Genomic DNA, 24,153 nt, shown 5'->3' on the forward strand with positions numbered 1-24,153 from the left:
TACCTTTTAAATTCATCCGAAATTACTGAAAACACTAGTGAATCCAAAGGGTGATGAACGAAAGTGTATAAGATGTAAATCGTGTTTTATGCGTTACAAAATAACATTATAGGCGGGGATTTTTTCTGAGTTTCTTCTTTTCTGAATGTATTTTTTTCTTCTTCAAACGCTTCAATTTAGATTGAAATGATGGTTTGCTTTTTTTTCTTTTCTTCTTTGGCATAAGGGCTTTTTCAACTAATTCTACTAATACATCAATAGCTATTTGTTTGTTTTGATGTTGGCTTCGTGTTTTAGCTGAAGCAACCTGCAGTTCACCTTCCTTGTTGATTTTAGAAGAAAGTTTGGATGCAATCCGATTTTTTTCATCATCAGAAACTGCTTGAGAATTTTCAATATCCCAATTCACCAAGACTTTGGTTTCAGTTTTATTTACATGTTGACCGCCAGGACCACCACTTAATGTAGTTTTAAATGTAATTTCAGCAAGCAGTTTATCCTTATTCATTTGTAAGCTTTTCAACAAGTGTTTTCAAAATTATAGAAAATACGCTAACAAAACTGTATTTTTGAATCAAAATTGATAATACTTTACAAGTGAGCAATAAACAAATTAAAATTGGTACCAGAGATAGTGAATTGGCGCTATGGCAAGCTAAAAAAGTAGCTAAAGAATTACAAAGTTTTGGCTATTCAACGGTCTTGCTTCCCGTAAAATCTACTGGCGATTTAAACTTAGACGAGCCGTTGTACGAAATGGGAATCACCGGGATTTTTACCAAAACCTTAGATGTAGCTTTAATTAAAGGCGAAATTGATATTGCTGTTCACTCTATGAAAGATGTACCAACGCATCTACCGAAAGGAGTAGTTGAAGCTGCTGTTTTACCACGAGCTGATGTGAGTGATTTATTGATTCATAAAGGCGAAGATTTCTTGAACCAAGAACAGGCCACTATTGCCACAGGAAGTTTACGCCGAAAAGCACAATGGCTAAATAAATATCCGAGTCACCAAGTGGTAAATTTGCGCGGTAACGTAAATACCCGAATGCAAAAACTACAAGACAACAACTGGAACGGAGCCATATTTGCCGCTGCTGGTTTAGAGCGAATCAATTTAAAACCTGAGAATAATTTAGTGTTGGATTGGATGATTCCCGCACCTGCGCAAGGCGCGATGTTGGTAGTTTGTATGGAAAACAACGATTATTGCAAAGCAGCTTTAGCCAATTTAAATCATGCCGAAACCGAAACTTGCGTGCATATTGAACGCGAATTTTTACAAACTTTAGAAGGTGGTTGTACCGCCCCAATTGGAGCTTTAGCTGAATTTAAAGATGAAAAGATTCACTTTAAAGGCGCTTTATTTAGTTTGGATGGAAAACAAAAAATTGAAGTTGAAAAAATGGTAACTCCAACTGAAGCTGCTCAACTCGGAAAAAACTGCGCCAACGAAATTTTAGCTAATGGCGGAAAAAAATTGATGAAAGAAATCAAAAAAGTATTGAAATAATGCCAACAGTGCTTTCTACAAAATGCTTAAGCGAAGCACAACAAAACTTAATCCTACAATCGGGTTGGGGCTTGGTAGCGTACAACGCCATACAAACCCAGCAACTTCCCAATCTTGATGACTTCAAAAAAAGCCATTTTGAAAATGCCATTGTAACCAGCCAAAAGACAGTTGCTATTCTAAAAGCACTACAAATTGATTTAAAAAATGCATTTTGTGTAGGAGAAAAAACAGCTTTAAAATTAAAGGAAGCTGATTATCCTGTTGTTGAAGTAGCCAATTACGGAAATGATTTAGCCGAGCTCATTTCAACTACATACGGAGATTTAAAATTCGATTTTTTCTGTGGAAAAATTAGAAATGATGAATTGCCTGATTTGTTGAAAAAAAAGAAAGTTGATTTTACAGAGCATCATTTATACAAAACCATTCACAATCCAAAATCATTCAATCGATCATTCGATGCGGTTTTATTTTTCAGTCCAAGTGGTGTCGAAAGTTATTATACTTGCAACTCATTTCAAGGCGAACGCATTATTTGTATCGGGAAAACAACAGCTTCAGCAGCAAGGCAAATCTCAACTCAAATTGAAATTGCTTCAAAAACCAGTATAGAAAGTGTGATTGTAAGATTAGTAAAAGCTAATTCTTAGTTTTCTTCTTCGTCTGGAAGCATATCATTTTCTTTAGCATAACTTACTAAGTCAGGCAAATAAGCTTCAACCAAATCATTGAAAAAAACAAAGGTTACCGAATCTTCAAAAACAGATTTATTGTCTAAAAAGCCAGTTTTTTTATTAATGGTATTTACGATCAACACCAAAACCAAAACAATTAATGCCATTTTTAGTAGACCAAAAAGTCCGCCAGCTAATCGGTTTAACATTCCTAAGGCAATGGCATTTACCAATTTGGTAAGTGCTTTCCCAATCAGGGAAACCAAAATAACAATAGCTAAAAAAGTAAGCACAAAAGCGGTTAATTGTACATATTTTGCATCCCAATCTAAATATTGAATAACATAGCTTTCAACTACGTCTGCAAACGAAAATGCACCTACAATTCCCAGTACAACCGATAATAAAGAAGTGAGTTCTAAAATAAAACCTTTCATTAATCCGCGCACTAAGCCAATTGCTAAAATAATGGCAATGCCAATGTCTATCTCATTCATAGGCGGTAAAGATAAACATAGCTAGGAATTTTTTAATTGTACATATCAGAAAACTAGAATCTAATTCTAAATGTTTGATCAGCAAAATCTCACAGGTCTTTGAGACCTGTGAGATTTAAATCATAAGATTGAAAATCAGCATGGTACATGCTTTAATGATTTTTTTGTCGCGTACTAAAATATTTTTTAAAAAACTATAAGCCCCTGATGGAAAATTTAAACATCAATTGTTTATTCACTCATGCTGAATTAAATCGAGATTAGGAATTAAGATTTCAAAGTCAAAAAATCAAAGAACGATAAGAAGGCTTAATATAGAAAATTTTCTAAAAATATTTCATTCGGTAATTGAAGCCAGAAAACTTACCTTTGCAGTATGGCAAGAGACGAACAATTAAAAATACTTTGGGAGCAAGTTGAAAACAAAATTTCAACCGACTTTGGCGATGGCGAACGCTTAGACTTAGATGCTATTATCTACCTAATTGGCGTTCAAGAATACGGAAAACCACAAAAACGCTTTAAAAAAGATGATAAAATTAATTTAATGCACATCGCTATTTGCCGTTTACTAGAACCTTTTGGATATTATAATTTCGATTTTATTGACGATGAAGGTTGGCCGCATTACAGCATTGTTGAACAACTTCCCAACTTAAAAGCTGGCGAACAAAGCGTACTCATGAAAGAAGCCATCGTACAGTATTTTCAAGAAAAAAAATATATTTAAAATGAAGTTTTTTAAACTAATTTTCGGTTTAATTTTTGGATGCCTAACGGTATTATCTTGCAGCAGCGACGATGATTCTCCTGCGGCTAATGATGATGTAATTATTGGCGAATGGCGTTTAATTCAAATACAAGAAAACGACACTGAAATTCCTTTACAAGAGTGCGACAACTTAGAAGCTTACTTTTTTAATGAAGATTTTAGCTTTCGAGCAGAAATTTATGAACCTGTTTCGGGTGAAGAAGAATGCACAATAGCAAATTTTTCTGAAGGCGTTTGGGGTAAAAATTCGAACAACCAATACTTTACTAACACCAGCGGTACAAACTTTCCTTTTGTAGCTCAATTTTCTGCAGAACAAACCGAAATGACTATTGTTATTGAAAATCCCGAAGCGGGAATTGACGAACGCAGAACCTATCAAAGACAAGAAATTATTGAAGAATAAACAAGCGATTAATTGTTTGTTATTACTGAAGCACAGAACTAAATTTTTATAAATTTGCAGCCCATTAAAAAAGCTATGATAGACCAGATTAAAAACTACATTAAAGAAGCAGAAGCATTTACTTCTGAAAAGTTAGATGAAGTAGAAGCTTTCCGAATTAAGTTCTTAGGCAAAAAAGGAATTTTAAACGGTTTTTTTGCTGAATTTAAAAACGTTCCCAACGAACAGAAAAAAGAATTTGGTCAAACTATCAATCAGCTAAAACAAACAGCACAAGCTAAAGTTGACGAATTAAAGCAGCAAATTGAAAGTCAATTAGATGAAGCTGGAATTTATGGCGATTTAACTCGACCTGCACAACCATCTGAAATTGGTGCGAGACATCCCATTTCTATTGTAAAAAACCAAATTATTGAAATATTCGCTAACATTGGTTTTAATGTTTCAGAAGGACCTGAAATTGAAGACGACTGGCACAATTTCACGGCTTTAAATTTACCAGAATATCATCCTGCTCGCGATATGCAGGATACCTTTTTTATTCAAACCAATCCAGAAGATATTTTACTGAGAACGCATACGTCTAGCGTGCAAGTACGTTATATGGAAAATAACAAACCGCCTATTCGAACTATTTCGCCTGGTCGTGTTTTTAGAAACGAAGACATTTCGGCACGTTCGCATTGTATTTTTCATCAAGTTGAAGGATTGTACATCGATAAAAATGTTTCGTTTGCAGACTTAAAACAAACCTTGTTGTACTTCACTAAACAACTTTTTGGCAAGTCTAGAATTCGTTTGCGTCCTTCGTATTTTCCATTTACAGAACCCAGTGCAGAAGTAGATATTTACTGGGGTTTAGAAACTGAAACCGATTACCGAATTACCAAAGGAACAGGATGGTTAGAAATTATGGGTTGCGGAATGGTAGACCCGAATGTGCTGAAAAATTGCAACATCGATCCGGCTACTTATTCTGGATTTGCCTTTGGAATGGGAATTGAACGCATCGCCATGCTATTATATCAAATCGGCGATATTAGAATGTTTTACGAAAATGATTTGCACTTTTTAAAGCAATTTAAATCGGTAATTTAGGTTTTGAAAAAAGACATTAGTATTCCAGAAGTCAAAGATGTATTTGTAGCGGCTGTTTATGCTTACAATCCTGCTTTTAAAGTGAAGGAATGGAATGTATACCTCATCAATAATCAGCAAGAAGCTATCGAAACTATTTTGGTGGTTTCAAAAGGAAAAAGCAGTAAAAAATCAACTTCCATTTTGCGTAAAAAATTGGATGTTTTACCCGCAAAGTCTTACGCTAAACTAGAATTTATTCAAGAAGAAGTATTAGCTTTAGAAAATCAATTTCAAGTTAGTTTTTTTCAAGGAAATCAGCTTTTAGATAAAACTTTCATCTTTAAACCGAAGCAAATTCAAGAAAAAAATTTAACCGAAATCCCTTTACTAAAAGACAAAGGCGTTTTGGCTGAGTAAGATTTTTTTGAATAGTGGGCTCCAAATAGCTAATAACCTGAGTTCGGTTATAATCACAAAGTCAAAATTAATAAGAGTATTCAGTTACAAGGCAATTTTTTGAGGGATAGCCTTGGCTATCGCGATAAAAATTAACGCAGTAAATGGATGTTCTTATTGAACGAAATATACTGTTCAGTTTTAAACAGCAATCTACTTTACTTTTTTACTCCACAATATCCAGATATTACGTCATAAAAAAGTTTTGTATCTTACTATTTAAAACAGTTTTGACAAAGTGAGAATAATCGAATTCAGGTTAATAAAGCAAAGGAAGTCTGCTGGTGTGTCTAACTCTTAATATCCTTACTTCAACATTTGTAATTTGGTAGGCCACACGTAAACTATATTTTTCAAAGGCCCTAATATCCCCTTTATTATTTTTACGGTATTGATCAAGTGGATAGATTTCAGGGTTTGTTGAAAGTGAATCAGTCATTTCAAAAATATCATCTCTTACTTTTTGAGCAGCTTGAAGTGAATCTTTTTTAATATGCTCATATTGTTTATGCAACTGTTGTAAGGCTATTTTTCGCCAAACTACTTTTCTTACCATTGATTTGCTATTTTTTTAGCATCCTCTTGCGTGTAAAAATCTCCATTTTCAATTTCTTGAATAGCGTTGTTGATATCTACGTTATATTCATCTAAGCTTTCACGATTAATAGAAGCATTTTCTTGGTAAGTTGTTGCTAAAGCTTCTACTAATTTTAAAAATTTTGTATCTGCTTTGGTTTTAATAAATTCTAAAACACTATTTCTTAAGTCTACAGATTCCATATATTCATTTTTACAATATGTAAATTTACAAAATTCTTGTATAACAATAACTTAGATTTGAATCTGATAAAGTTTAACCGAAATCCCTTTACTAAAAGACAAAGGCGTTTTGGCTGAGTAAGATTTTCTTTTTTGCTTAGGCTAAAAAACATACATTTGAAGCAGAATTAAAAAACATGCGTTTAAAATCACTTTTCTATCTTCTTTTTATTGTCGTTCTCAGCGGTGTTCTTACTTCTTGTGGTGGCGCTAAGAAACTTAGAAAACAGCAAAGTGAAAACGTAGTTGCACAAGCCAAACAGTATTTAGGTACACCTTACGCCTATGGCGGGACAAGCAGAAGCGGAATGGATTGCTCTGGCTTGGTAATGCAGTCATTTCCTAATCAATATAGCTTGCCTAGAACAGCAAAAGCTATGTCTAAGGAGGGAAAAAGAACGAAGATGAAAAAGCTAAAACCAGGCGATTTAGTTTTCTTTAAAACAGGACGTGGACGAAAAATAACCCATGTTGGCATTGTGGTAAGCAATAACAAAGATTATCCAGAATTTATACATAGCTCGACTAGCAGAGGCGTTATTATTTCTTCATTAGGTGAAGCTTATTGGCGAAAGAATTTTAGAAAAGCAAGGCGAATAATTCATTAGACTTTTCAGCAAAGTTTGATGGTTTTCTAAAAATATACTACTTTTAGACTTACAACCATCTGCTAATGAAACTTTTAAACTTTGTAGTCATACGGCTTAGTTTATTTTTCCTGTTGGGAATTTACCTAGGTTTACAATTTTCAATTCCTATTGAAACACTTCTTTTGAGTATCGGGATTGGTGTTGTATTACTGATTCTTTTTCATCTCATCTACCGCAAAAGTTTCAAAGTAAATTATGGATTTTCCATTTTAGCTCCACTTGTTTTCATTTGTATTGGAATGTTTTCCAGTTCTATTCAACAGCCCGAAAATCAAGAAAATCACTTAATTCATTTTGCAAAAGAAAACAGCGAACAATGGATTTCAGCTGAAGTGGTTGAAATACTAAAATCAAGCAACTACTACCATAAATACATCGTTAATGTGCATAATATTGACAGTTTAGCAACTCAGGGAAAAGTGCTTGTTCAAATCCCAAAAGAAGCTGAAGAAAATGAATTTGCTGTTGGTGATAATTTGATTTTTCAAACTGAATTACGAGCATTTGAAGATCCAAAAAATCCGCAAGATTTTAACTATAAAGTATTTATGGAAAACCGTTTGGTCATGTACCAAGCGAGACCAAAAGTGTATGCGGCACAAGAAAATAAAAATGCTTCTAATTTAATCGCTAAAGCGGCTGACCTAAGAGATCAAATTCAAATTGATTTGGCTAAAGCAGGTTTTAATGAACAGCAATTGGGATTGATTCAAGCTTTGCTACTCGGACAAAAAAAGCAAATTGACCGCGAAACCTACACCAATTTTTCCAAAGCAGGTGTAGTGCATATTTTGGCGGTTTCGGGTTTACATGTAGGAATTGTTTTGCTCTTATTGCAATGGGTTTTTAAACCCATGGATTACATCAAAAATGGGCGGATTTTCAAAACCATTATTATTGTGATTTTGTTGTGGGGATTTGCTTTAATCGCAGGATTTTCTCCTTCGGTTACGCGAGCGGTGAGCATGTTTAGTTTGTTTGCCATTGCCATCAACATGAAACGAAAAACCAATACCATCAACATTCTGTGTCTTTCGTTGTTTCCTATTTTAATCGTAAAACCGCATTTTATATTAGAAGTCGGTTTTCAGCTGAGCTATGCCGCAGTGTTTTCTATTGTGATGTTGCAACCTAAATTGTACAAATTATACTTGCCAAAAACGTTTTTAGATAAAACCATCTGGTCTGTCTTTACCGTTACGCTTACCGCACAATTGGGCGTTTTGCCTTTTTCCTTATTTTACTTTCATCAGTTTCCCGGATTATTTATTGTCGCTAATTTGGTGATTATTCCTTTTCTCGGCATTTTGTTAGGCGGTGGAATTCTAGTCATTTTACTAGCGTTGTTTCATATTTTACCCGAATTTTTAGTTCGCTCCTACTCTTTTTTATTGGATTTGCTTCAAGGTTTTGTAGAGTGGATTGCTACACAAGAAGAATTTGTTTATAAAGATATTTTCTTCAACTTCAACATGTTTTTGTGCTTGATTTTGATAATTTGGTGTTTGCTATTTTTCGTCAGAAATAAGCATTATTTATCTGCTGTAGGCTTTTTTATCGCTTTCATCGGTTTGACTTGGGCGTATTCCTTTGCGATTGAAAAACAACGAAGCTCAGCTGAAATCATCATTTTTAACGAAATGCGAAAAAGTGTTTTTGGACTAAAAAAAGGAAATGAATTCACTTTGTATTTTTCGGACTCCTTGCAAAACCCAACTGAATTGTACAGCATTAAAAATTATTTTCCGTTATACAATATCAAGGATTTTTCTGTTGAAGCACCCCAGCCGTTTTATCATTTCAATCAAAATGAAACCTTGCTACTTATCGATAGCACTGCCATCTATCCAAGAAAAGTAAAAAATGCTTATGTGTATTTATCACATTCCCCTAAGCTGAATTTAGAGCGATTAATCAAAGACATTCAGCCTAAACTAATCATCGCCGATGCCAACAATTATGCATCCTTTGTGCAAAAATGGGAAAAAACATGCCGAGCGTTCAAGATTCCATTTCATTCCACTTATCGGGATGGAGCTTGGCGGGTGGTGGTTAAGTCTTATTGAGAGATGAGAATTTAAAAAAACTTTACTCAAAAATTTATCACCGCAGAGACGCAAAGAACACGAAGAGCTTTGTTAAGTATGCTCTCGCAAATTAAATTGAAAATTTGACAATTTAAAAAAAGAAACTAATAAAAAGATGGGAGACATAATAAGTGATTTTTAGGCGTGTTTTCTTTGTGACCTTTGCGGAAAACTTCGCGAATTCTGCGTGAAATGTAACTACACTACAAATCAATTTCAGAAATCATTGATTATAATTCAAAAAAGAAAGTGAATTAAGAGCAATTTTAGATTAGCATTTAGGCTAATTCAAATTATTCAAAACCTCCACAACTTCCTTCAAATGATGCGTTCGTTTTACAATTTTTTGTTCTTCATTGACCAAGATGTAGGTTGGGAAACTCATGACTTTAAATTGCAATGCGGGTTTTTCAGATTCCTTGGTTTCAGTAGCAGCGTATAAGGTTTTCCAGCTCATTTCTTGCCTAGCAATCATGCGTTCTACAGCTCCTTGATTGGCATCTATGGCAACGCCAACAATAGCTAATTTTTCGTGTTCTTCCTGAAGTGTCTTTAATTTGTCGACATCTTCCAAACTGGGTAAACTCCACGTGGTCCAGAAGTATAAAAGTTGAAACTTGCCTTTGTATGCTTCAGCTGAATAAGGCTTACCGTCGATGTAATCCGTTTTGATCTCAGGCAGGTAAAAACCTTCGTTTACTCCAGTTGGCTTTTCGTTGAAACCTAAATTTTCCAGTGAAAATTCTTCATCGGTATACGAAAGTTTGAAGTCATACCGATTCAAATTAATGGTATCGTTCAAGTTGAAACGAAGTAAATTGGTTTCCACGTCTGTCGAATCTTTTTTCTCAAACACCAAAAATTGAAGTTGCTCAGGGTTGGTTTCCACTTGCGTGAAATTCGATTTGGCTTCCAACACAAAAGTTTTGTCTTTTACTTGAAATTCCTGCGTTTTTAATTTCGGAATACTCAGACTCAAAAAATATTTTTCTGCATTCGAATTGCTAGTCATATCGCCTTCATAAGGATCTAATAACAAAACAAATTGTTCGTCTTCATTTTCACCATATTGCACTTTGGCTTTTGGTAAAAATTGAACCTTATTTTCTTCGTAAAATGCTTCGTCATCTTCGTCGATAAACTGAATGGGATATTCAAATTCCTGAACTTCTTCGCCTTCCAAGTCCAAGTCTAAGTTGGTGTCTACCACTACTCCACGATTTCCATTTTGTGTTTCACCTATAGCTAAATACACTTTGGAAGCCGTGTTTTTTGTGGAAAGTTGAGTGGTGTCAATTTTGTAAATCTGTTGAAGCATATTGAATTCTTCAGCAGAAATGTTGCCATTTTTATAATCTTGGTAATAGGCTTTTGCTAAATTGAAAGTGAAACTTTTGATTTCGTAATCGGTAAATTCAGTAGGAATATTTTTCAACTGAACTTCTTCAGCTTTAACTGAAGTTGCCAATTCACGTTGCGGATAAAAATGCCCGAAAGAAAGTTGACTTTCTAAATTCAGTTGGATGTCTTTCAACTGCTTCTCTTCTTTTGAAGCGGTTTTTTCACAAGCGTAAAAGCAAGTCATGAATAAGAGTAAGCAACTGATTTTGAGTAGGTATTTCATTTATGTTATTTTCTTTTTTCTTTAAAAAATTCTTTCAATAAACTACTGCATTCTTCTTGCAAAATTCCGTACACAACTTGGGTTTTGGGGTGCAAAGAAGCGCCAAAAGCACGGTAACCGCGTTTGTGGTCTTCAGCAGCAAAAACCACTTTGCTAATTTGGCTCCAATACAAGGCGCCAGCGCACATTTGGCAAGGTTCTAAGCTTACATACAAGGTGCAATTTTTTAGGTATTTACCGCCTAAAAAGTTGGCAGCCGAGGTGATGGCTTGCATTTCGGCATGGGCGGTAACGTCGTTTAGCCGTTCAGTTAAGTTGTGGCTGCGTGCTATAATTTGTTGTTTGCTCACAATCACTGCACCCACGGGAACTTCACCCAACTCAAATGCAATTTGGGCTTGTTCGTATGCTTTTCGCATAAAATAGGTGTCGTCTAATTCTGCTATCAAATCTTTTATATAAATTAACGGTCCACGCATGACGAAAGTGGCGACTTAAAATGCGCAAGCTTTCGACCTGCCTACTGGCAAAGGCAGGTTATTGTTATGCGCTTTTATATCATGTACTTTCTAAAGTTTGATTGAAATATTAACTTTCCCACCAAGACCTTTTTCAACGATATCAAATAAGGTTTTTAAAGTCAGATTACTCCCGTTATTTTCAACTCTTGATATATAAGTTCTCTTTTTGTCAATTAAAACACCGAGTTGCTCTTGAGTCAATTTTTTTTCTTCTCGGGCATTTCGTAAAAGTAAACCTATTTTAAAAGATTCAAAATCCCTATCTAATTCATCTCTGCGTTCAGTTCCTTTTTTTCCGTAAACACTGTCTTTTATGTCTTTCCAACTTTTAGTTTCCATTTTCTTTGTTTTTTTGTTCGTAATATTCTTTCCTTAACCGTACTGCTTTGTCGATTTCTTTTTTCGGAGTTTTCTGCGTCTTTTTTACAAATCCGTTTAAAAGAATGACTAGCTTTCCTTTGTCGAAAAAGCAAAAAACTCGCCAAATATTCGAACCTAATTTTATTCGAGCTTCAAATAATCCTTTGTGAGTTTTCATCGGTGCCAGATATGTCTTCGGCACGTGTTGATAAGTTTCAATTATTTCAATGACCTTAAATATCTTATCTTGTACTTTTTTCGGTTGAGCAAGCAAAAACTTCTCGAAATAATCTTTATACTGTATTACTTGCCTAACTTTTTCCACTCGGCAAAGGTAACTTTAAAGTTACTTTTTCCAAAATATTTTTTAATGTAATCTTAAGGCGAATTTTTATTTTAGTATGTGGTTTAACGTTTAGTATATGAAAAGTAGGCGATTTCGAAGCACGAGACTTTCGGTTAAGCACAAAATTTGATACGAGCCAAAAACCTTGAATTTACTACTATTTCGCCTATTTTTTATATACATTGTTGTGTGCTGCTTTTCATTGTCTAAAAATCATTTTAAATATTTAATCATAATTATTATTAGGGCATATGCAAAAAAACCAGAAAATACATATTTCCATAATATCTTCATTTTAGGATTTTCTGGATTATCGTGAAGGGGTCCATAAAACATAAAATAAAAAGGAATTACAATCGCCAATACTTTAAGCAAAGTAAATAAGTATTTATTTTTCATTGTTATTTCTTTTTAAATATTGTTTGACAAGAAAAAATATATCTACTATTGCAACTAAAAGAACGCCATAACCGACATAATTCTTCCAAGTCCCAATATCTTCGGGTCTTATAAAAACTGTATTCTTTAATCCGATTATTACAAAAAGAAGAGTACGTGAAATTGTCCAATGTTTTTTTAGTGATTTCATTTCAAATTCCTTTTAAATATTTAATCCAAAAGTCAGATACAAAAAAATAATCACTCCAATAATCAATGCAATTCCAATCGTTACTATATTTTTTATCCTTTTAGTTTTATATTTTTTAATGCTTGATGCGTCTATTGTATTTTCTTCAATTTCAACTAAACAAATTTCCAATTGCTTAATTTGATGATTATTTTGTTTTATTTGAGCAAAAGCACTAACGCCATAACTCAAAATAATTCCTATGGTTAAAACAATAAAATCGTCTAATTCAAATGACGGGATTTGCCTGTATTTGGAGTACAGATAAAAAAGAGAGCCGCTAAGAAAAAATAAAGTACTCGACAAGGCACTCACAAATATAGATTTAACATACTCCCCATTGTAAAAGTCAATATATGCTCTTAGTAAATCTTTTAGATGTTCTTTTGTAAAACTTATTTTATCAACTCTTTTGTAAACTTTTGACTGCCAAATAATACCAAAGGCGGCTATGAAAATGAAAAATGTAATAGCAATAATGGCAATTGATTGATTTTTTAGAAGAATAATTAATACAATAAATGAAATGAGTAAAATAGTTTTAAAAGCTATATCGAAAAGTAAAGACCTTCTGTATTGACCCGAAATTTTTGAAGCAGACTTCATAAAATTGTGAATTTCGATTTCAGAAAGTTTTTCTACTTGAAATGATTTTTCCTTTTTCCAAGCTAATTGATATTTATTTAAATCTAAATCTTCCATCAGCTTATCTTTTTGATTATTTTTGCGAGCTTCTTTTTGCTTCTTACTAATTTTACGCTTACATACTTTTCCGATATTCCAACAATTTCAGCAATCTCACTATATGCTTTTTCTTCAAGCCATAGCATAATAATCGCCTTTTCTATTTTGCTAAGTTTTGAAATTGCTTTATAAAGAATTTTAATGTCTTCGGAATAGTCAATAACTTCAGCAATTGCATACTCATCACTTAGTTGTGTTTTGTGATTCTCAAATAAGGCAGCCTTCTTGTTTAAGGTGATTGCAGTATTTAGAGCAACCCGATACATCCAAGTTGAAAATTTTGCTTCTTTTCGGAATGATGGGTACGACTTCCATAATTGCAAAACAATTTCTTGATATAGGTCTTCCTTATCTGCGTTGCTATTTGAATAGACAAAGCAAATCTTATGCAAAACCCCTTGATGTTTCAGGATTTGTTCTATAAATTCTTTTTCTATTTCTCTTTGATTTTGCACGCAGTTAAAAAGAAGTATTAAGGATGTAGTACAATATAAATTGCAACGAAAATGATAAAGCCAAATAATAAAGAACTAATCATCATTTTAGTTTTCTTAGTGTCATTTTGCTTATTCTCTGCCTGAAATTTTTTCTCTAAACTAAATCCTGCAAAAAATAGAACTGGTAAGGCAGCTGACACAGCAGCGGGTAGACTGTCAGATAAGGAATAAACTACGAGATCAGTAACTATTGCGAGTAATGTACCTAATATCCAACCCGCTCCCTTAAAAATTTTCGATTGATTTTGACTTAAATTTTCCATTTGATATCCTGTTTTAAATTAACTGTTTATTTAGTTAGTATATCAAATTCCAAATTAACTACACTTCGCTCAGTTTTTTTTTCAAAGTTGCACACAACTTGTTGCTAAATTAATATTTACTTTATCTTTAGTTCCTTATTTACAGTTAAATAGGCTTAGTTTTTAATTAAGTTCATAATTAATTTTGAATGGTTTCTCTTTGTTTGGGGTGACTTTGAGCGACTGTTAATGCTAAAGTATAGTCATTAATTTTTCTCAAAACTTCACTTTTATTTATTTCGGTTAGATTCATATTTCAAATGTAAATCGCAAGATGATTCAATTAAAAATCAGCTTTATGCTTCAAAAGTGTTAGATTTTTCTTGCCTTATACTTAACAGAAGCTAAAAATACAAATTCAAGCTTTACCTTTGTGGGAATGAAGTCTAGAATTTTATCGAAAATCCATTCGCCTGCAGATGTAAAGCAATGCAGCCAAGCCGAGCTTTTAAGTTTAGCAAAAGAACTCCGCGAATTCATCATCGATATAGTGGCAACCAAAGAAGGGCATTTGGGCGCAAGCTTGGGTGTGGTTGAACTTACTGTCGCTTTGCATTATGTATTCAACACTCCAGATGATCAACTGATTTGGGATGTGGGCCACCAAGCTTACGGACATAAAATTTTGACTGGAAGAAGAGATTTGTTTCACACCAACCGAAAACTTAATGGAATTTCGGGTTTTCCCAAACGGGCAGAAAGCATTTATGATGCCTTTGGCGTTGGACATAGCTCCACTTCTATTTCAGCTGCTTTGGGCATGGCGATTGCCGCACAATTGGACAGAAATTTTGAACGCCAACACATAGCTGTAATCGGTGACGCTTCTATTGCTGCAGGAATGGCTTTTGAAGGCTTGAACCACGCTGGAGTTACCAATGCCAATTTGTTGGTGATTCTAAACGATAATGCCATAGGAATAGACCCGAGTGTAGGTGCTTTAAAAAACTACTTAACCAAAGCTAAAGTCGGTTTTAAACCACGGCAAAGCAATATGATTGAAGCTTTAAATTTCAACTACAAAGGACCGATTGACGGACACGATTTACCTGCTTTAGTTGAAGCTTTAAACGAATTAAAACAACAAAAAGGACCTCGGTTTTTGCACGTCATTACCAAAAAAGGAAAAGGTCTACAAAAAGCCGAAGAAGACCAAGTTACCTATCATTCCCCAGGGAAATTTGACAAATCTACAGGAGAAATCATTGCCAAGTCAAATGAAAATTTACCGCCCAAATACCAAGATGTGTTTGGCTTGACCTTGGTAGAATTGGCCGAAAAAAATCCAAAAATAATTGGCATTACACCTGCCATGCCAACGGGAAGTTCGCTGAAATACATGATGCAGCGTTTTCCTGAAAGGGCTTTTGATGTTGGCATTGCCGAACAACATGCGGTAACTTTTGCTGCCGGTTTGGCTACGCAAAATTACGTGGTTTTTTGTGCTATTTATAGTACGTTTTTGCAACGCGCTATGGACCAAGTTATTCATGATGTAGCTATTCAAAATTTGCCGGTTATTTTTTGCATTGATCGTGCTGGATTGGTCGGAAATGACGGCGCAACGCATCACGGCGTTTTTGATATTGCTTTGTTGAAAAGCATTCCGAATATTATGATTGCTGCACCTTCTAATGAAATTGAATTGCGGAATTTACTCTACACCGTTTCCAAAGGAGTTAGCCAACCCATTGCCATCCGTTATCCACGTGGTCGAGGAAGCATCATCGATTGGCAACAAGATTTTGAAGCGATTGAATTGGGGAAATTTCAACAGTTGAAAAAAGGAAACCGAATTGCTATCATAAGTTTAGGCACTATGCGTGGCAATGTAGAAAAAGCCATTGAAGCCTTAGGTAAAAATGAAAAAGCAGTAGCACATTATGCTGTTCGGTTTATCAAGCCTTTTCAAACTGGATTTTTTGAAAGTCTTTTTAATGAATACAAATGCATTATCACCGTTGAAGATGGAAGTATTAAAGGCGGTTTTGGTGAAGATGTAAGTGCGTTTGCACAAAAAGAATTCTACCATGGAAAAGTGATTAATCTAGGTATTCCAGATGTATTTATTGAACACGGAAGTCCAGATGAATTATACGATTTGGTAGGATTATCAGCTGCTAAAATTGCTAAGGTGATAGAAGAAAATTTGTAGACGAATTAATTAACTGTGTTCCATTATGAAAAATTTCTATTTATTTAAAATCCATCAACAGCCAATTTTATTTGATGATGAGCAAGTTGATCAAAAATTTACTTACAATCAGTTTAACTTGCATTGTTTCACAAATAAAAAATCTTTTACTTTTTACATTTTAGCTCATAAAGATCAACATAGTTTTGTTTTTGTGTTTAATAAGGCAGATGAACTGCTTAAGCTATTAAAAGAAAAGAATGTTAACTGTATTGAACATAGTATTGAATCATATTATATAAAATATGAAGCCAAATACAGGCATAAAATAATCGCTAAACTGAATGGCAATTTGGTTTTTCATTATAATTTTAGCAATGGATATGAATACTGGACAAAAGCTGAAATTATTGACACAAAATCAAATACTAAGCAAGTAATTGCAGATGTTTCACGTACACAATTCCCTTACTATAAAGACCTAGATTATTTAACTAAATTAAGTCACCTAAAATTTGATTTATTGTGGCATGAACAATCTTCTTTACATGCTCCTGGAAAAAAACTAAAGGCTTATTTAAACCAGGCTGAAAAACAAAAAAAGAAAAACAAGCGCAATAATTGGTTAGTAAGTGTAATTATCATCATTATACTATTTTTACTTTTTTTATACTATACAGCTTAATTTGAGAAAAATTAATAGTTAATTGAAATTCTACAAGGGTTTAAAACCCTTGCAGAGTTGAGTAAAATCATTAATCAAACCTACAAGGTCTTCGAGACCTTGCAGGTTTTTCACGAAATAACCTTAAAACTGAATCAACCCATTCACAATTTCATATACCAACTCCGATTCATAACCTTTGTATAGTAAATGTTGTATTACTTTTTGTTTGGTTTTAGCGTCTTTCGCAGTTCCTAAACTCTTCCACTTTTTAGTGGCTAATTGCTTCAATGTAGCTGTATATTCTTCTTGATTTATTTCTTGCATTCCAATTTTTATGAGATGTTCAGGGATGTTTTTCTGTTTCAGGTGCATTCTAATTTTTTGCTTTCCCCAGTGTTTAAAATTAAATTTTCCACGTACAAAACTTCGAGTAAAGCGTTCTTCATTCAAAAATCCATCTTGAATAAGTTGAATGATAATTTGCTCTTGTGCCGCAGGAATCATGTTCATTTTTTGCAGCTTCTCCTCTACTTCTTTGTGGCAACGGTCTTGGTAAGCACAATACTTCATCAGAGCAGCTAAAGCTTCTTTTACCGTATAGGATTTTATGTTTTTATGTTCAGAGAAATTCATGAGACTAAAATAACACCAATTTAGGGCACAAAAAAACCCTGTTCCAAAAATTGGAACAGGGTTTTTTTATATTTTTATTATATTTCCAGAAGCATCATGGAAATGGTATTCTAGATACGTATATGCATCTCTCGGTTGAATTTTGACCCACTTTTTATGGTCAAAAAACCATTTACTTCGGGGTGAAGGAAATCCGCGTGTTAAATAAGCTGCGATAAATGGATGCGTTGTAAGCGTTATATTTTTGTGGTTCTTTTTTATGATTTTTAGTAAATCTACATTTATTCTGTTAACCACAACTATTGGCGCTTCAATCTCACCATCTTCATTTGGATTTTTTTCTCTTGTTTTGATATCAATCTCTGGACGTACACGCTGCCTTGTAATTTGAACTAAGCCAAATTTACTTGGAGGTAAAATCTTGTGTTTTGCCCGATCGTCGCTCATTTCATCACGTAAATAATCAAAGAGTTTTTTACGATTTTCGGATTTGTGCATATCAATAAAATCTACCACAATAATGCCTCCCATATCGCGAAGGCGTAGTTGTCTTGCAATTTCATTGGCACTGATCATATTCACTTCGAGTGCAGTATCTTCTTGGTTTTTTGCTTTATTGCTTCGGTTGCCGCTGTTTACATCAATCACGTGCATAGCTTCTGTATGCTCTATAACTAAGTAAGCTCCTTTTTTCATGGTAACTGTTCTACCAAAAGAAGTCTTGATTTGACGTTCTATATTGTATTTTTCAAAAATGGGAATTTTAGAATTGTATTGTTTTACAATGGATTCTCTGTCTGGAGAGATATCTTTAACGTAATCTTTAATTTGGTCGTGTACATCTTCTTCGTCTACACAAATAGATGTAAATGTGTCGTTAAAAATATCGCGTAGTATAGAAGATGCTTTATTAAGTTCTCCTAATACTTTGTAAGGCGGTTTTGCTTTCGGAATTTTTTTACAGAGTTTTTCCCAGCGATTCATCAAATTTTGAAGATCTCGGTCTATTTCTGCAACTTTTCTTCCTTCGGCTACCGTTCTAATTATTACGCTAAATCCTTTTGGTTTGATGCTTTTAACAAGACGTTTTAGTCTGCTTTTTTCTTCTTTGCTTTCAATTTTTTGAGAAACTGAAATACGATCAGAAAAAGGGACTAAAACAATATATCTACCTGCTAAAGAAAGCTCTGAGCTTAATCTAGGACCTTTAGTAGAAATAGGTTCTTTTACAACTTGAACCAATATAGATTGATTGGAGTGAAGCACATCTGCTATGCTACCATTTTTTTCAATATCGTCTTCAAAAGTGTGATTTTTAAGCGAAAAGTCTTTGATTTTATTCGCGCCTACACCTTTGATGTATTTTAGCATTGTTTTTACTTGCGGACCTAAATCATGGTAATGTAAAAAACCATCTTTTTCGTAACCTACATCAACAAAAGCTGCATTTAGACCAGGCAATGCCTTTCTAATTTTGGCTAAAAATATATCGCCAACTGCAAATTTGTTGTCTTCGGTTTCTCTGTGTAGTTCTACAAGTCTTCCATCTTTCAATAAAGCAAAATCCACAGCATTGGAACTTGATCTAACTATTAATTCCTTTTTCATGCTTATAAGATTTTTATTCCGATATATCGGAATGGATTAAACATTTAATCAACTAATTTATTTAGTTGAAACCGGTGAAATTTTATTTCAAAAATTTCTATGTCAATGAACTTATGGAATGCAAAAAAGTAGTTGAAACCAACTACTTTTTCTTTTTGTGACGGTTAGCTCTACTTCGCTTTTTACGTTTGTGTGTGGCTACCTTATGTCTTTTTCTCTTTTTACCGCTTGGCATATAAATTTATTTTAGAGATTAATACTTATTCTTTTACTTCAACATTTTCTTTTACGCCTTCTAAGAAAACCTTAGCTGGCTTAAAAGCTGGAATATTGTGTGCTGGTATTTTAATGGTCGTGTTTTTAGAAATGTTTCTTCCTGTTTTAGCTGCTCTTGTTTTTACAATAAAGCTACCAAAGCCTCTCAAGTAAACATTATCACCTTTTTCTAAAGAGCCTTTTACTTCTTCCATAAAGTGCTCAAGAGTGGCCTGTACGTCGTTTTTTTCTAAACCTAATTTCTCAGATATATTTTGCACAAGATCTGCTTTTGTCATAATCTATAATTTTAAGGGGTTTATTTTTATTTTGCGAGCGCAAATATACGTAATAATAATTCAATATTTCAACTCAATTTGCTAAATAGTAGATAAATAAGATTTATCATTGCATCAAAAAACACCCAAAAATGTCTTTTTCTGCCCAAATTATAGCGTGGTACAAACTGCATAAGCGCGATTTACCTTGGCGAAAAACCAAAGATCCGTATCCTATTTGGTTAAGTGAGATCATGTTACAGCAAACCCGAGTAGCTCAAGGTTTACCTTACTATTTAGCCTTTACAGAAGCTTTTCCTAAAGTAGAAAAATTAGCTGCTGCAAGCGAAGAAAAAGTGCTTAAACTTTGGCAAGGCTTAGGTTATTATTCTCGTGCTAGAAACTTACATGCTACGGCAAAATACGTTAGTAATGACTTAAATGGAAAATTCCCAACAACTAAAAAAGAATTACTTGGTTTAAAAGGAATTGGAGATTACACTGCAAGTGCTATTGCTTCTTTTGCATTTAATGAAGCGGTTGCCGTGGTAGACGGAAATGTAAATCGCGTGCTTTCTCGTTATTTTGGAATAGACTTGCCTGTAAATGAAAAAACGGGACAAACACTTATAAAAGAAAAGGCCAACCAAGTTTTAGATCCTAAAAATCCAGCTTTACACAATCAAGCTATTATGGAGTTTGGTGCCTTGCAATGCAAACCTAAAAATCCGTATTGCCATTTGTGTCCACTGCAAAAAGATTGTGTTGCTTTTCAGCAAGGAAAAGTAGATTTACTACCTGTAAAAATTAAAAAAACAAAAGTACAAACGCGTTATTTAGCTTATTTTATCTTTCAGGATGAAAGCCAACAAAGCCTTATTCAACAAAGAATAGGAAAAGGTATTTGGGAGAATTTATATGAATTTCCAGTTTTAGAATCTACCCAAAAACCCAGCCAACAAAAGCTTCAACAAGAGTTGGAAACAAACTATAAAATGAATATTTCTTCCATTGAAAAAGCCAACCCAAAACCCATTGTTCATTTGCTTTCGCATAGAAAATTAATAGCTGATTTTTACTTGGTAAATACGCAAGAAATTCAACAGAAAGCAATTCAAAAAAATCAAAAATTAATTAATTTAAAGGATTTAGAAAAATTTCCTGTTCCTGTTTTAGTAGCTAACTTTATAAAAAGTTACTTGCTTTAACAGCTGAAAACTTTTTCTTACTTTTACCTAAAATTATATTATGGCTGGTACACTAAACAAAGTAATGTTAATAGGACATACAGGAGATGATGTTAAGATGCATTATTTTGATGAAAACGCCTGTATTGGTCGCTTTCCGCTTGCTACTAACGAAGATTATGTGAATAAATCTACTGGCGAACGCGTGAGCAATACCGAGTGGCATAATGTTGTTGTGCGTAATAAAGCTGCCGAAATCTGCGAGAAATACTTGAAAAAAGGAGATAAAGTTTATATTGAAGGGAGAATAAAAACGCGCAAATGGCAAGACGATAAAGGAATGGATAGATACAGCACCGAAGTGCATTGTACAGAATTTACTTTTTTAACGCCTAAAGATCAATCTGGCGTGGCTGCTCCTGCAAATAATCAAACTGCTCAACCGCAAAACACATCTCAGCCTGCTTCGCAAAATACATCTTCATCATTACAAAATGACGAAGAAGAAGACGATCTTCCTTTTTAATAAATATTACTCCATTGGAACCTGACCCCATACCATATCATTTGCTTTTAGTTATTGACTTTTCGCAAGTTTTTGGAATTATACTTTTTATTATCTTATTGATTTCTTCTGCGCTAATTTCTGGCTCAGAAGTAGCTTTGTTTTCTTTAAAACCCACTGACTTTAGTCAAGCCGATGAACTTTCTGAGAAAGAAAGAATATTGGTTCATCTACTAGACCGGCCCAAAAAACTCTTGGCAACTATTTTGGTTGCTAATAATTTTATAAACATTGCTATTGTGCTTTTGTACAGCTCGTTAAGCAGCTTGCTTCATGGCAATAATGATTACTTACTCTTTGGTTTTAGTTTGGTTTTTTGGATAGACGTAATTGTAGTTACTTTTTTAATCTTGTTTTTCGGCGAAATTTTACCCAAGGTTTATGCTAACCGAAACAGCGTAAAATTTGCACAATTTATGGCGTTTCCGTTATCGTTTCTTGATAAACTAATTAGTCCGTTGAGTATTCCTATGCGCAACACCACTCGTTTTTTAGAAAGAAACTTTGGAAAGCAAAAAAGTAATTTAAGTATCGATCAGCTTTCGCAAGCCCTAGAACTTACACGAGAAGAAGATACTTCTAAAGACGAAAAGAAAATTTTACAAGGCATTGTTTCCTTTGGAAATACAGATGCCAAGCAAGTAATGCGACCTCGACTTGACATTTTTGCATTGGATATAGAAGAAAAATTTACTGATGTTATTGATAAAATTACGGAAAATGGCTACTCCCGAGTACCAGTGTACAAAGATAGCATAGACGAAATTGAAGGTCTTTTATACATTAAAGATTTACTGAAACATATACACAAAACAGATTACAAATGGCAAGACATTATTAGAGAAGCTTATTTTGTACCCGAAAACAAAAAGTTAGATGACTTGCTGAATGAATTTAAAGAGAAAAAAATACACTCTGCCATTGTAGTTGACGAGTACGGCGGAACAAGTGGTTTGATTAGCTTAGAAGATATTATTGAAGAAATTGTTGGCGATATTAGCGATGAATTTGATGATGAAGACATTATTTTTTCAAAATTAGACCAGTCTACATATGTATTTGAAGGCAAAACTACTTTGAAAGATTTTTACAATATCTTAAAACTAGAAGAAGAACAAGAAAGTCTTTTTGAAGATTACAAAGGTGAAGCTGAAACCATTGCAGGTTTTGTATTAGAAGTTGCAAAGAGCTTCCCCAAAGTAAATCAGATTTTAAATTTTGAAAAATACACCTTTACTATTGAAGCACTTGACCAAAAACGAATTAAACAAATAAAAGTAAAAGTGAATCCGTAATGCAAATTAAACCCATTTACCTTTCTTTACTTTTTGTAGGCCTAATTTTAGCTTGCAACAACAAAGAATTTCAACCAAAACCTGATGCACAATTAGCACTAACTTACGATCAAGCTTCATATAAATTTTTAGATATAGAAAATTGCCCTTTTCAATTTGAAATGAATTCTTCAGCGAGATTAAAAAAACCAAAATCTCCAAAAGAGTGTTGGACAAACGTTTATTATCCAAAACAAAAAGCGACTATTTTTATCACCTACAATTCTATTGAAAACAATCTAGATGATTATTTAAGAGATGCTCAAAAATTACCCTTAAAACATAGTATAAAAGCAGAAAAAATTGAAGCCAGCCAGTACCAAAATCCAAAGCAGAATACATACGGAACTTTTTACGAAGTAGAAGGCGATGCGGCGTCTCAAGCGCAGTTTTATCTAACCGATAGCATCCAACATTTTCTAACGGGTTCTATTTATTTTGAAGCAGCACCAAACTATGATTCTATACTACCTGCAGCCGAATACCTAAAAAAAGATATTCGCCATATCATGGAAACTTTGAGTTGGAAATAAGCTTTGTTAATTAAGTTGCAATTCAAGTTTGCATTTATAATTAAAACTTCACTTTTGCAGAAAAATCAGATTTGGGAAATCAACAATTAAAATGGTTTTATCTTATTGCTTTGGCTTTGCTTTGGGGCAGTTCTTTTATCTTGATTAAGCGTGGATTAGTTGGTTTATCTCCTTTGCAATTGGGATCATTTCGAGTGGCTTTGTGTGCAATTGTGCTCATCATTATCGGCTTCAAAAAAATTAAACAGATTAAATCTTCTCAATGGAAATGGATTGGCATTTCTGGATTAATTGGTTCCCTCCTACCTACTTTTTTATTCGCTTACGCAGAAACGGAAATCGATTCGGCTGTGGCTGCCATTCTAAATTCAACTGTTCCCTTATTAGCCTTAATTGTAGGTTTATTTTTCTTCGGAACTGCATTCATTAAAAAACAATTTATTGGTGTAGTAGTTGGATTAGTGGGTTCTATTGCGTTGATTTTAGCAGGCGCATCTTTAAATCCAGACCAAAATTATTGGTACGGTGTGTTGCCGGTCATCGCTTCATTGATGTATGCGTTTAATGCCAACATCATCAAATCCTATCTCGGTGGAATTTCTGCTTTGGGTATTGCTACAGGTTCGTTTGTGATTTTGTTTTTCCCAGCCATGGGAATTTTAGTGGCTACTGATTTCTTTAATGAAGCCTTTTTAGCGAAAGAAGAAGTGCAAGTTTCTTTATTGTACGTGGCGGTTCTTGCCATTTTAGGAACGGCTCTGGCAAAGATTATTTTCAACCGTTTAATCCAATTATCTGACCCTGTTTTTTCTACATCGGTTACCTATTTAATTCCAGTAGTCGCTTTGTTTTGGGGATTATTGGATGGAGAAGAGTTTAGTTTGCTTCAATTGGCTGCCGGTGGAATTATTTTGGTCGGGGTGTATCTTTCGAATAAGAAGAAGCGTTTGAAGAAAAAATTGTAATTTTATTAGTTTA

Annotated in this window: 30 protein-coding genes; 15 read left to right on the forward strand and 15 right to left on the reverse strand. The window is 33.8% G+C overall.

The window, feature by feature from the left end; all coding sequences use genetic code 11:
- Nucleotides 1-106 precede the first annotated feature (106 nt).
- Complete coding sequence (gene arfB / locus IEV72_RS10410; protein WP_188459052.1) at nucleotides 107-508, reverse strand: alternative ribosome rescue aminoacyl-tRNA hydrolase ArfB; 402 nt, start codon at nucleotides 506-508, stop codon at nucleotides 107-109.
- An 89-nt stretch (nucleotides 509-597) separates the two neighbouring features.
- Here arfB and hemC point away from each other — a divergent pair, with 89 nt between their 5' ends.
- On the forward strand, nucleotides 598-1,515 hold the full coding sequence (gene hemC, locus IEV72_RS10415) for a hydroxymethylbilane synthase (protein ID WP_188459053.1): 918 nt from the start codon (nucleotides 598-600) through the stop codon (nucleotides 1,513-1,515).
- Nucleotides 1,515-2,168, forward strand: coding sequence for a uroporphyrinogen-III synthase (locus tag IEV72_RS10420; protein ID WP_188459054.1), 654 nt, complete (start codon nucleotides 1,515-1,517; stop codon nucleotides 2,166-2,168). The genes hemC and IEV72_RS10420 overlap by 1 nt, the downstream gene beginning before the upstream one ends.
- Here the strand turns inward: IEV72_RS10420 and IEV72_RS10425 are convergent.
- Nucleotides 2,165-2,689, reverse strand: coding sequence for a CvpA family protein (locus IEV72_RS10425; protein WP_188459055.1), 525 nt, complete (start codon nucleotides 2,687-2,689; stop codon nucleotides 2,165-2,167). The genes IEV72_RS10420 and IEV72_RS10425 overlap by 4 nt on opposite strands.
- 376 nt (nucleotides 2,690-3,065) lie before the next feature.
- Between IEV72_RS10425 and IEV72_RS10430 the strand changes: the two genes are divergently transcribed.
- From IEV72_RS10430 to IEV72_RS10445, 4 genes are all read left to right on the forward strand, one after another.
- Complete coding sequence (locus IEV72_RS10430; protein ID WP_188459056.1) at nucleotides 3,066-3,419, forward strand: hypothetical protein; 354 nt, start codon at nucleotides 3,066-3,068, stop codon at nucleotides 3,417-3,419.
- 1 nt (nucleotide 3,420) lies between these two features.
- On the forward strand, nucleotides 3,421-3,867 hold the full coding sequence (locus IEV72_RS10435) for a lipocalin-like domain-containing protein (protein ID WP_188459057.1): 447 nt from the start codon (nucleotides 3,421-3,423) through the stop codon (nucleotides 3,865-3,867).
- A 75-nt stretch (nucleotides 3,868-3,942) separates the two neighbouring features.
- Nucleotides 3,943-4,965 (forward strand): phenylalanine--tRNA ligase subunit alpha, encoded by a 1,023-nt coding sequence (gene pheS / locus IEV72_RS10440; RefSeq protein WP_188459133.1) that lies wholly within the window; start codon nucleotides 3,943-3,945, stop codon nucleotides 4,963-4,965.
- Between the two features lie 3 nt (nucleotides 4,966-4,968).
- A complete protein-coding gene (locus IEV72_RS10445) occupies nucleotides 4,969-5,364 on the forward strand; it encodes a hypothetical protein (protein WP_188459058.1) in 396 nt (131 codons plus the stop codon).
- Between the two features lie 298 nt (nucleotides 5,365-5,662).
- Here the strand turns inward: IEV72_RS10445 and IEV72_RS10450 are convergent, their stop codons facing one another.
- Both IEV72_RS10450 and IEV72_RS10455 read right to left on the reverse strand, forming a co-directional pair.
- The gene (locus tag IEV72_RS10450) at nucleotides 5,663-5,959 is read right to left on the reverse strand and encodes a type II toxin-antitoxin system RelE/ParE family toxin (protein WP_188459059.1); all 297 of its coding nucleotides are present in this window, start codon (nucleotides 5,957-5,959) and stop codon (nucleotides 5,663-5,665) included.
- The gene (locus IEV72_RS10455; RefSeq protein WP_188459060.1) at nucleotides 5,953-6,183 is read right to left on the reverse strand and encodes a hypothetical protein; all 231 of its coding nucleotides are present in this window, start codon (nucleotides 6,181-6,183) and stop codon (nucleotides 5,953-5,955) included. Before IEV72_RS10455 ends, IEV72_RS10450 begins: the two co-directional genes overlap by 7 nt.
- Nucleotides 6,184-6,359: 176 nt before the next feature.
- Between IEV72_RS10455 and IEV72_RS10460 the strand changes: the two genes are divergently transcribed.
- Nucleotides 6,360-6,830 carry a C40 family peptidase gene (locus IEV72_RS10460; protein WP_188459061.1) on the forward strand — a complete coding sequence of 157 codons (471 nt, stop codon included), beginning with the start codon at nucleotides 6,360-6,362 and terminating at the stop codon, nucleotides 6,828-6,830.
- Between the two features lie 65 nt (nucleotides 6,831-6,895).
- Nucleotides 6,896-8,938: a ComEC/Rec2 family competence protein gene (locus tag IEV72_RS10465; RefSeq protein ID WP_188459062.1), complete on the forward strand. Its 2,043-nt coding sequence runs from the start codon at nucleotides 6,896-6,898 to the stop codon at nucleotides 8,936-8,938.
- Between the two features lie 304 nt (nucleotides 8,939-9,242).
- On the opposite strand, the gene IEV72_RS10470 is transcribed toward IEV72_RS10465, so the two are convergent.
- The 8 genes from IEV72_RS10470 to IEV72_RS10505 form a co-directional block, all read right to left on the reverse strand.
- Nucleotides 9,243-10,583: a TlpA family protein disulfide reductase gene (locus tag IEV72_RS10470; RefSeq protein WP_188459063.1), complete on the reverse strand. Its 1,341-nt coding sequence runs from the start codon at nucleotides 10,581-10,583 to the stop codon at nucleotides 9,243-9,245.
- Nucleotides 10,584-10,588: 5 nt separating this feature from the next.
- On the reverse strand, nucleotides 10,589-11,062 hold the full coding sequence (locus IEV72_RS10475; RefSeq protein WP_373284005.1) for a nucleoside deaminase: 474 nt from the start codon (nucleotides 11,060-11,062) through the stop codon (nucleotides 10,589-10,591).
- 90 nt (nucleotides 11,063-11,152) lie between these two features.
- Entirely contained in the window at nucleotides 11,153-11,443 is a 291-nt protein-coding gene (locus IEV72_RS10480; protein ID WP_166399363.1) for a helix-turn-helix domain-containing protein, read from the reverse strand.
- Complete coding sequence (locus IEV72_RS10485; protein ID WP_188459064.1) at nucleotides 11,433-11,789, reverse strand: type II toxin-antitoxin system RelE/ParE family toxin; 357 nt, start codon at nucleotides 11,787-11,789, stop codon at nucleotides 11,433-11,435. The genes IEV72_RS10480 and IEV72_RS10485 overlap by 11 nt, the downstream gene beginning before the upstream one ends.
- Before the next feature lie 409 nt (nucleotides 11,790-12,198).
- Nucleotides 12,199-12,399: a hypothetical protein gene (locus IEV72_RS10490; protein ID WP_188459065.1), complete on the reverse strand. Its 201-nt coding sequence runs from the start codon at nucleotides 12,397-12,399 to the stop codon at nucleotides 12,199-12,201.
- A gap of 12 nt (nucleotides 12,400-12,411) precedes the next feature.
- Complete coding sequence (locus tag IEV72_RS10495) at nucleotides 12,412-13,140, reverse strand: hypothetical protein (protein ID WP_188459066.1); 729 nt, start codon at nucleotides 13,138-13,140, stop codon at nucleotides 12,412-12,414.
- Nucleotides 13,140-13,637 (reverse strand): RNA polymerase sigma factor, encoded by a 498-nt coding sequence (locus IEV72_RS10500; RefSeq protein ID WP_229731888.1) that lies wholly within the window; start codon nucleotides 13,635-13,637, stop codon nucleotides 13,140-13,142. The genes IEV72_RS10495 and IEV72_RS10500 overlap by 1 nt, the downstream gene beginning before the upstream one ends.
- A 17-nt stretch (nucleotides 13,638-13,654) precedes the next feature.
- Nucleotides 13,655-13,942, reverse strand: coding sequence for a hypothetical protein (locus IEV72_RS10505; protein WP_188459067.1), 288 nt, complete (start codon nucleotides 13,940-13,942; stop codon nucleotides 13,655-13,657).
- 418 nt (nucleotides 13,943-14,360) lie between these two features.
- On the opposite strand from IEV72_RS10505, the gene IEV72_RS10510 reads away from it, so the two are divergent.
- Entirely contained in the window at nucleotides 14,361-16,136 is a 1,776-nt protein-coding gene (locus tag IEV72_RS10510) for a 1-deoxy-D-xylulose-5-phosphate synthase (protein ID WP_188459068.1), read from the forward strand.
- Between the two features lie 25 nt (nucleotides 16,137-16,161).
- Nucleotides 16,162-16,800 (forward strand): hypothetical protein, encoded by a 639-nt coding sequence (locus IEV72_RS10515; RefSeq protein WP_188459069.1) that lies wholly within the window; start codon nucleotides 16,162-16,164, stop codon nucleotides 16,798-16,800.
- A gap of 123 nt (nucleotides 16,801-16,923) precedes the next feature.
- Here IEV72_RS10515 and IEV72_RS10520 read toward each other — a convergent pair whose 3' ends face one another.
- The 3 genes from IEV72_RS10520 to IEV72_RS10530 all read right to left on the reverse strand — a co-directional run bounded on the left by IEV72_RS10520 (nucleotide 16,924) and on the right by IEV72_RS10530 (nucleotide 19,577).
- On the reverse strand, nucleotides 16,924-17,415 hold the full coding sequence (locus IEV72_RS10520) for a regulatory protein RecX (RefSeq protein ID WP_188459070.1): 492 nt from the start codon (nucleotides 17,413-17,415) through the stop codon (nucleotides 16,924-16,926).
- A 66-nt stretch (nucleotides 17,416-17,481) separates the two neighbouring features.
- Nucleotides 17,482-19,023 (reverse strand): Rne/Rng family ribonuclease, encoded by a 1,542-nt coding sequence (locus tag IEV72_RS10525; RefSeq protein WP_188459071.1) that lies wholly within the window; start codon nucleotides 19,021-19,023, stop codon nucleotides 17,482-17,484.
- Nucleotides 19,024-19,283: 260 nt separating this feature from the next.
- Complete coding sequence (locus IEV72_RS10530) at nucleotides 19,284-19,577, reverse strand: HU family DNA-binding protein (protein ID WP_188459072.1); 294 nt, start codon at nucleotides 19,575-19,577, stop codon at nucleotides 19,284-19,286.
- Between the two features lie 131 nt (nucleotides 19,578-19,708).
- Here IEV72_RS10530 and mutY point away from each other — a divergent pair, with 131 nt between their 5' ends.
- From mutY to IEV72_RS10555, 5 genes are all read left to right on the forward strand, one after another.
- Nucleotides 19,709-20,764, forward strand: a complete 1,056-nt coding sequence (mutY, locus tag IEV72_RS10535; RefSeq protein ID WP_188459073.1) for an A/G-specific adenine glycosylase — start codon at nucleotides 19,709-19,711, stop codon at nucleotides 20,762-20,764.
- A 40-nt stretch (nucleotides 20,765-20,804) separates the two neighbouring features.
- Complete coding sequence (locus tag IEV72_RS10540) at nucleotides 20,805-21,269, forward strand: single-stranded DNA-binding protein (RefSeq protein ID WP_188459074.1); 465 nt, start codon at nucleotides 20,805-20,807, stop codon at nucleotides 21,267-21,269.
- 14 nt (nucleotides 21,270-21,283) lie between these two features.
- A complete protein-coding gene (locus IEV72_RS10545) occupies nucleotides 21,284-22,603 on the forward strand; it encodes a gliding motility-associated protein GldE (protein WP_188459075.1) in 1,320 nt (439 codons plus the stop codon).
- Nucleotides 22,603-23,175, forward strand: a complete 573-nt coding sequence (gldD, locus tag IEV72_RS10550; protein ID WP_188459076.1) for a gliding motility lipoprotein GldD — start codon at nucleotides 22,603-22,605, stop codon at nucleotides 23,173-23,175. The genes IEV72_RS10545 and gldD overlap by 1 nt, the downstream gene beginning before the upstream one ends.
- Before the next feature lie 71 nt (nucleotides 23,176-23,246).
- Nucleotides 23,247-24,140 (forward strand): DMT family transporter, encoded by an 894-nt coding sequence (locus IEV72_RS10555; RefSeq protein WP_188459077.1) that lies wholly within the window; start codon nucleotides 23,247-23,249, stop codon nucleotides 24,138-24,140.
- Nucleotides 24,141-24,153: the final 13 nt, after the last annotated feature.

The sequence above is a fragment of the Psychroflexus planctonicus genome (assembly GCF_014640195.1).
Lineage (GTDB): Bacteria > Bacteroidota > Bacteroidia > Flavobacteriales > Flavobacteriaceae > Psychroflexus > Psychroflexus planctonicus.

Excerpts from the sequence above, each read along its gene's own strand:
- arfB (WP_188459052.1), bottom strand. The coding sequence starts at position 508 with ATGAATAAGGATAAACTGCTTGCTGAAATTACATTTAAAACTACATTA.
- IEV72_RS10420 (WP_188459054.1), top strand. The coding sequence starts at position 1,515 with ATGCCAACAGTGCTTTCTACAAAATGCTTAAGCGAAGCACAACAAAAC.
- IEV72_RS10425 (WP_188459055.1), bottom strand. The coding sequence starts at position 2,689 with ATGAATGAGATAGACATTGGCATTGCCATTATTTTAGCAATTGGCTTA.
- IEV72_RS10430 (WP_188459056.1), top strand. The coding sequence starts at position 3,066 with ATGGCAAGAGACGAACAATTAAAAATACTTTGGGAGCAAGTTGAAAAC.
- IEV72_RS10435 (WP_188459057.1), top strand. The coding sequence starts at position 3,421 with ATGAAGTTTTTTAAACTAATTTTCGGTTTAATTTTTGGATGCCTAACG.
- pheS (WP_188459133.1), top strand. The coding sequence starts at position 3,943 with ATGATAGACCAGATTAAAAACTACATTAAAGAAGCAGAAGCATTTACT.
- IEV72_RS10450 (WP_188459059.1), bottom strand. The coding sequence starts at position 5,959 with ATGGTAAGAAAAGTAGTTTGGCGAAAAATAGCCTTACAACAGTTGCAT.
- IEV72_RS10455 (WP_188459060.1), bottom strand. The coding sequence starts at position 6,183 with ATGGAATCTGTAGACTTAAGAAATAGTGTTTTAGAATTTATTAAAACC.
- IEV72_RS10460 (WP_188459061.1), top strand. The coding sequence starts at position 6,360 with ATGCGTTTAAAATCACTTTTCTATCTTCTTTTTATTGTCGTTCTCAGC.
- IEV72_RS10465 (WP_188459062.1), top strand. The coding sequence starts at position 6,896 with ATGAAACTTTTAAACTTTGTAGTCATACGGCTTAGTTTATTTTTCCTG.
- IEV72_RS10470 (WP_188459063.1), bottom strand. The coding sequence starts at position 10,583 with ATGAAATACCTACTCAAAATCAGTTGCTTACTCTTATTCATGACTTGC.
- IEV72_RS10475 (WP_373284005.1), bottom strand. The coding sequence starts at position 11,062 with ATGCGTGGACCGTTAATTTATATAAAAGATTTGATAGCAGAATTAGAC.
- IEV72_RS10480 (WP_166399363.1), bottom strand. The coding sequence starts at position 11,443 with ATGGAAACTAAAAGTTGGAAAGACATAAAAGACAGTGTTTACGGAAAA.
- IEV72_RS10490 (WP_188459065.1), bottom strand. The coding sequence starts at position 12,399 with ATGAAATCACTAAAAAAACATTGGACAATTTCACGTACTCTTCTTTTT.
- IEV72_RS10495 (WP_188459066.1), bottom strand. The coding sequence starts at position 13,140 with ATGGAAGATTTAGATTTAAATAAATATCAATTAGCTTGGAAAAAGGAA.
- IEV72_RS10505 (WP_188459067.1), bottom strand. The coding sequence starts at position 13,942 with ATGGAAAATTTAAGTCAAAATCAATCGAAAATTTTTAAGGGAGCGGGT.
- IEV72_RS10510 (WP_188459068.1), top strand. The coding sequence starts at position 14,361 with ATGAAGTCTAGAATTTTATCGAAAATCCATTCGCCTGCAGATGTAAAG.
- IEV72_RS10515 (WP_188459069.1), top strand. The coding sequence starts at position 16,162 with ATGAAAAATTTCTATTTATTTAAAATCCATCAACAGCCAATTTTATTT.
- IEV72_RS10520 (WP_188459070.1), bottom strand. The coding sequence starts at position 17,415 with ATGAATTTCTCTGAACATAAAAACATAAAATCCTATACGGTAAAAGAA.
- IEV72_RS10525 (WP_188459071.1), bottom strand. The coding sequence starts at position 19,023 with ATGAAAAAGGAATTAATAGTTAGATCAAGTTCCAATGCTGTGGATTTT.
- IEV72_RS10530 (WP_188459072.1), bottom strand. The coding sequence starts at position 19,577 with ATGACAAAAGCAGATCTTGTGCAAAATATATCTGAGAAATTAGGTTTA.
- mutY (WP_188459073.1), top strand. The coding sequence starts at position 19,709 with ATGTCTTTTTCTGCCCAAATTATAGCGTGGTACAAACTGCATAAGCGC.
- IEV72_RS10540 (WP_188459074.1), top strand. The coding sequence starts at position 20,805 with ATGGCTGGTACACTAAACAAAGTAATGTTAATAGGACATACAGGAGAT.
- gldD (WP_188459076.1), top strand. The coding sequence starts at position 22,603 with ATGCAAATTAAACCCATTTACCTTTCTTTACTTTTTGTAGGCCTAATT.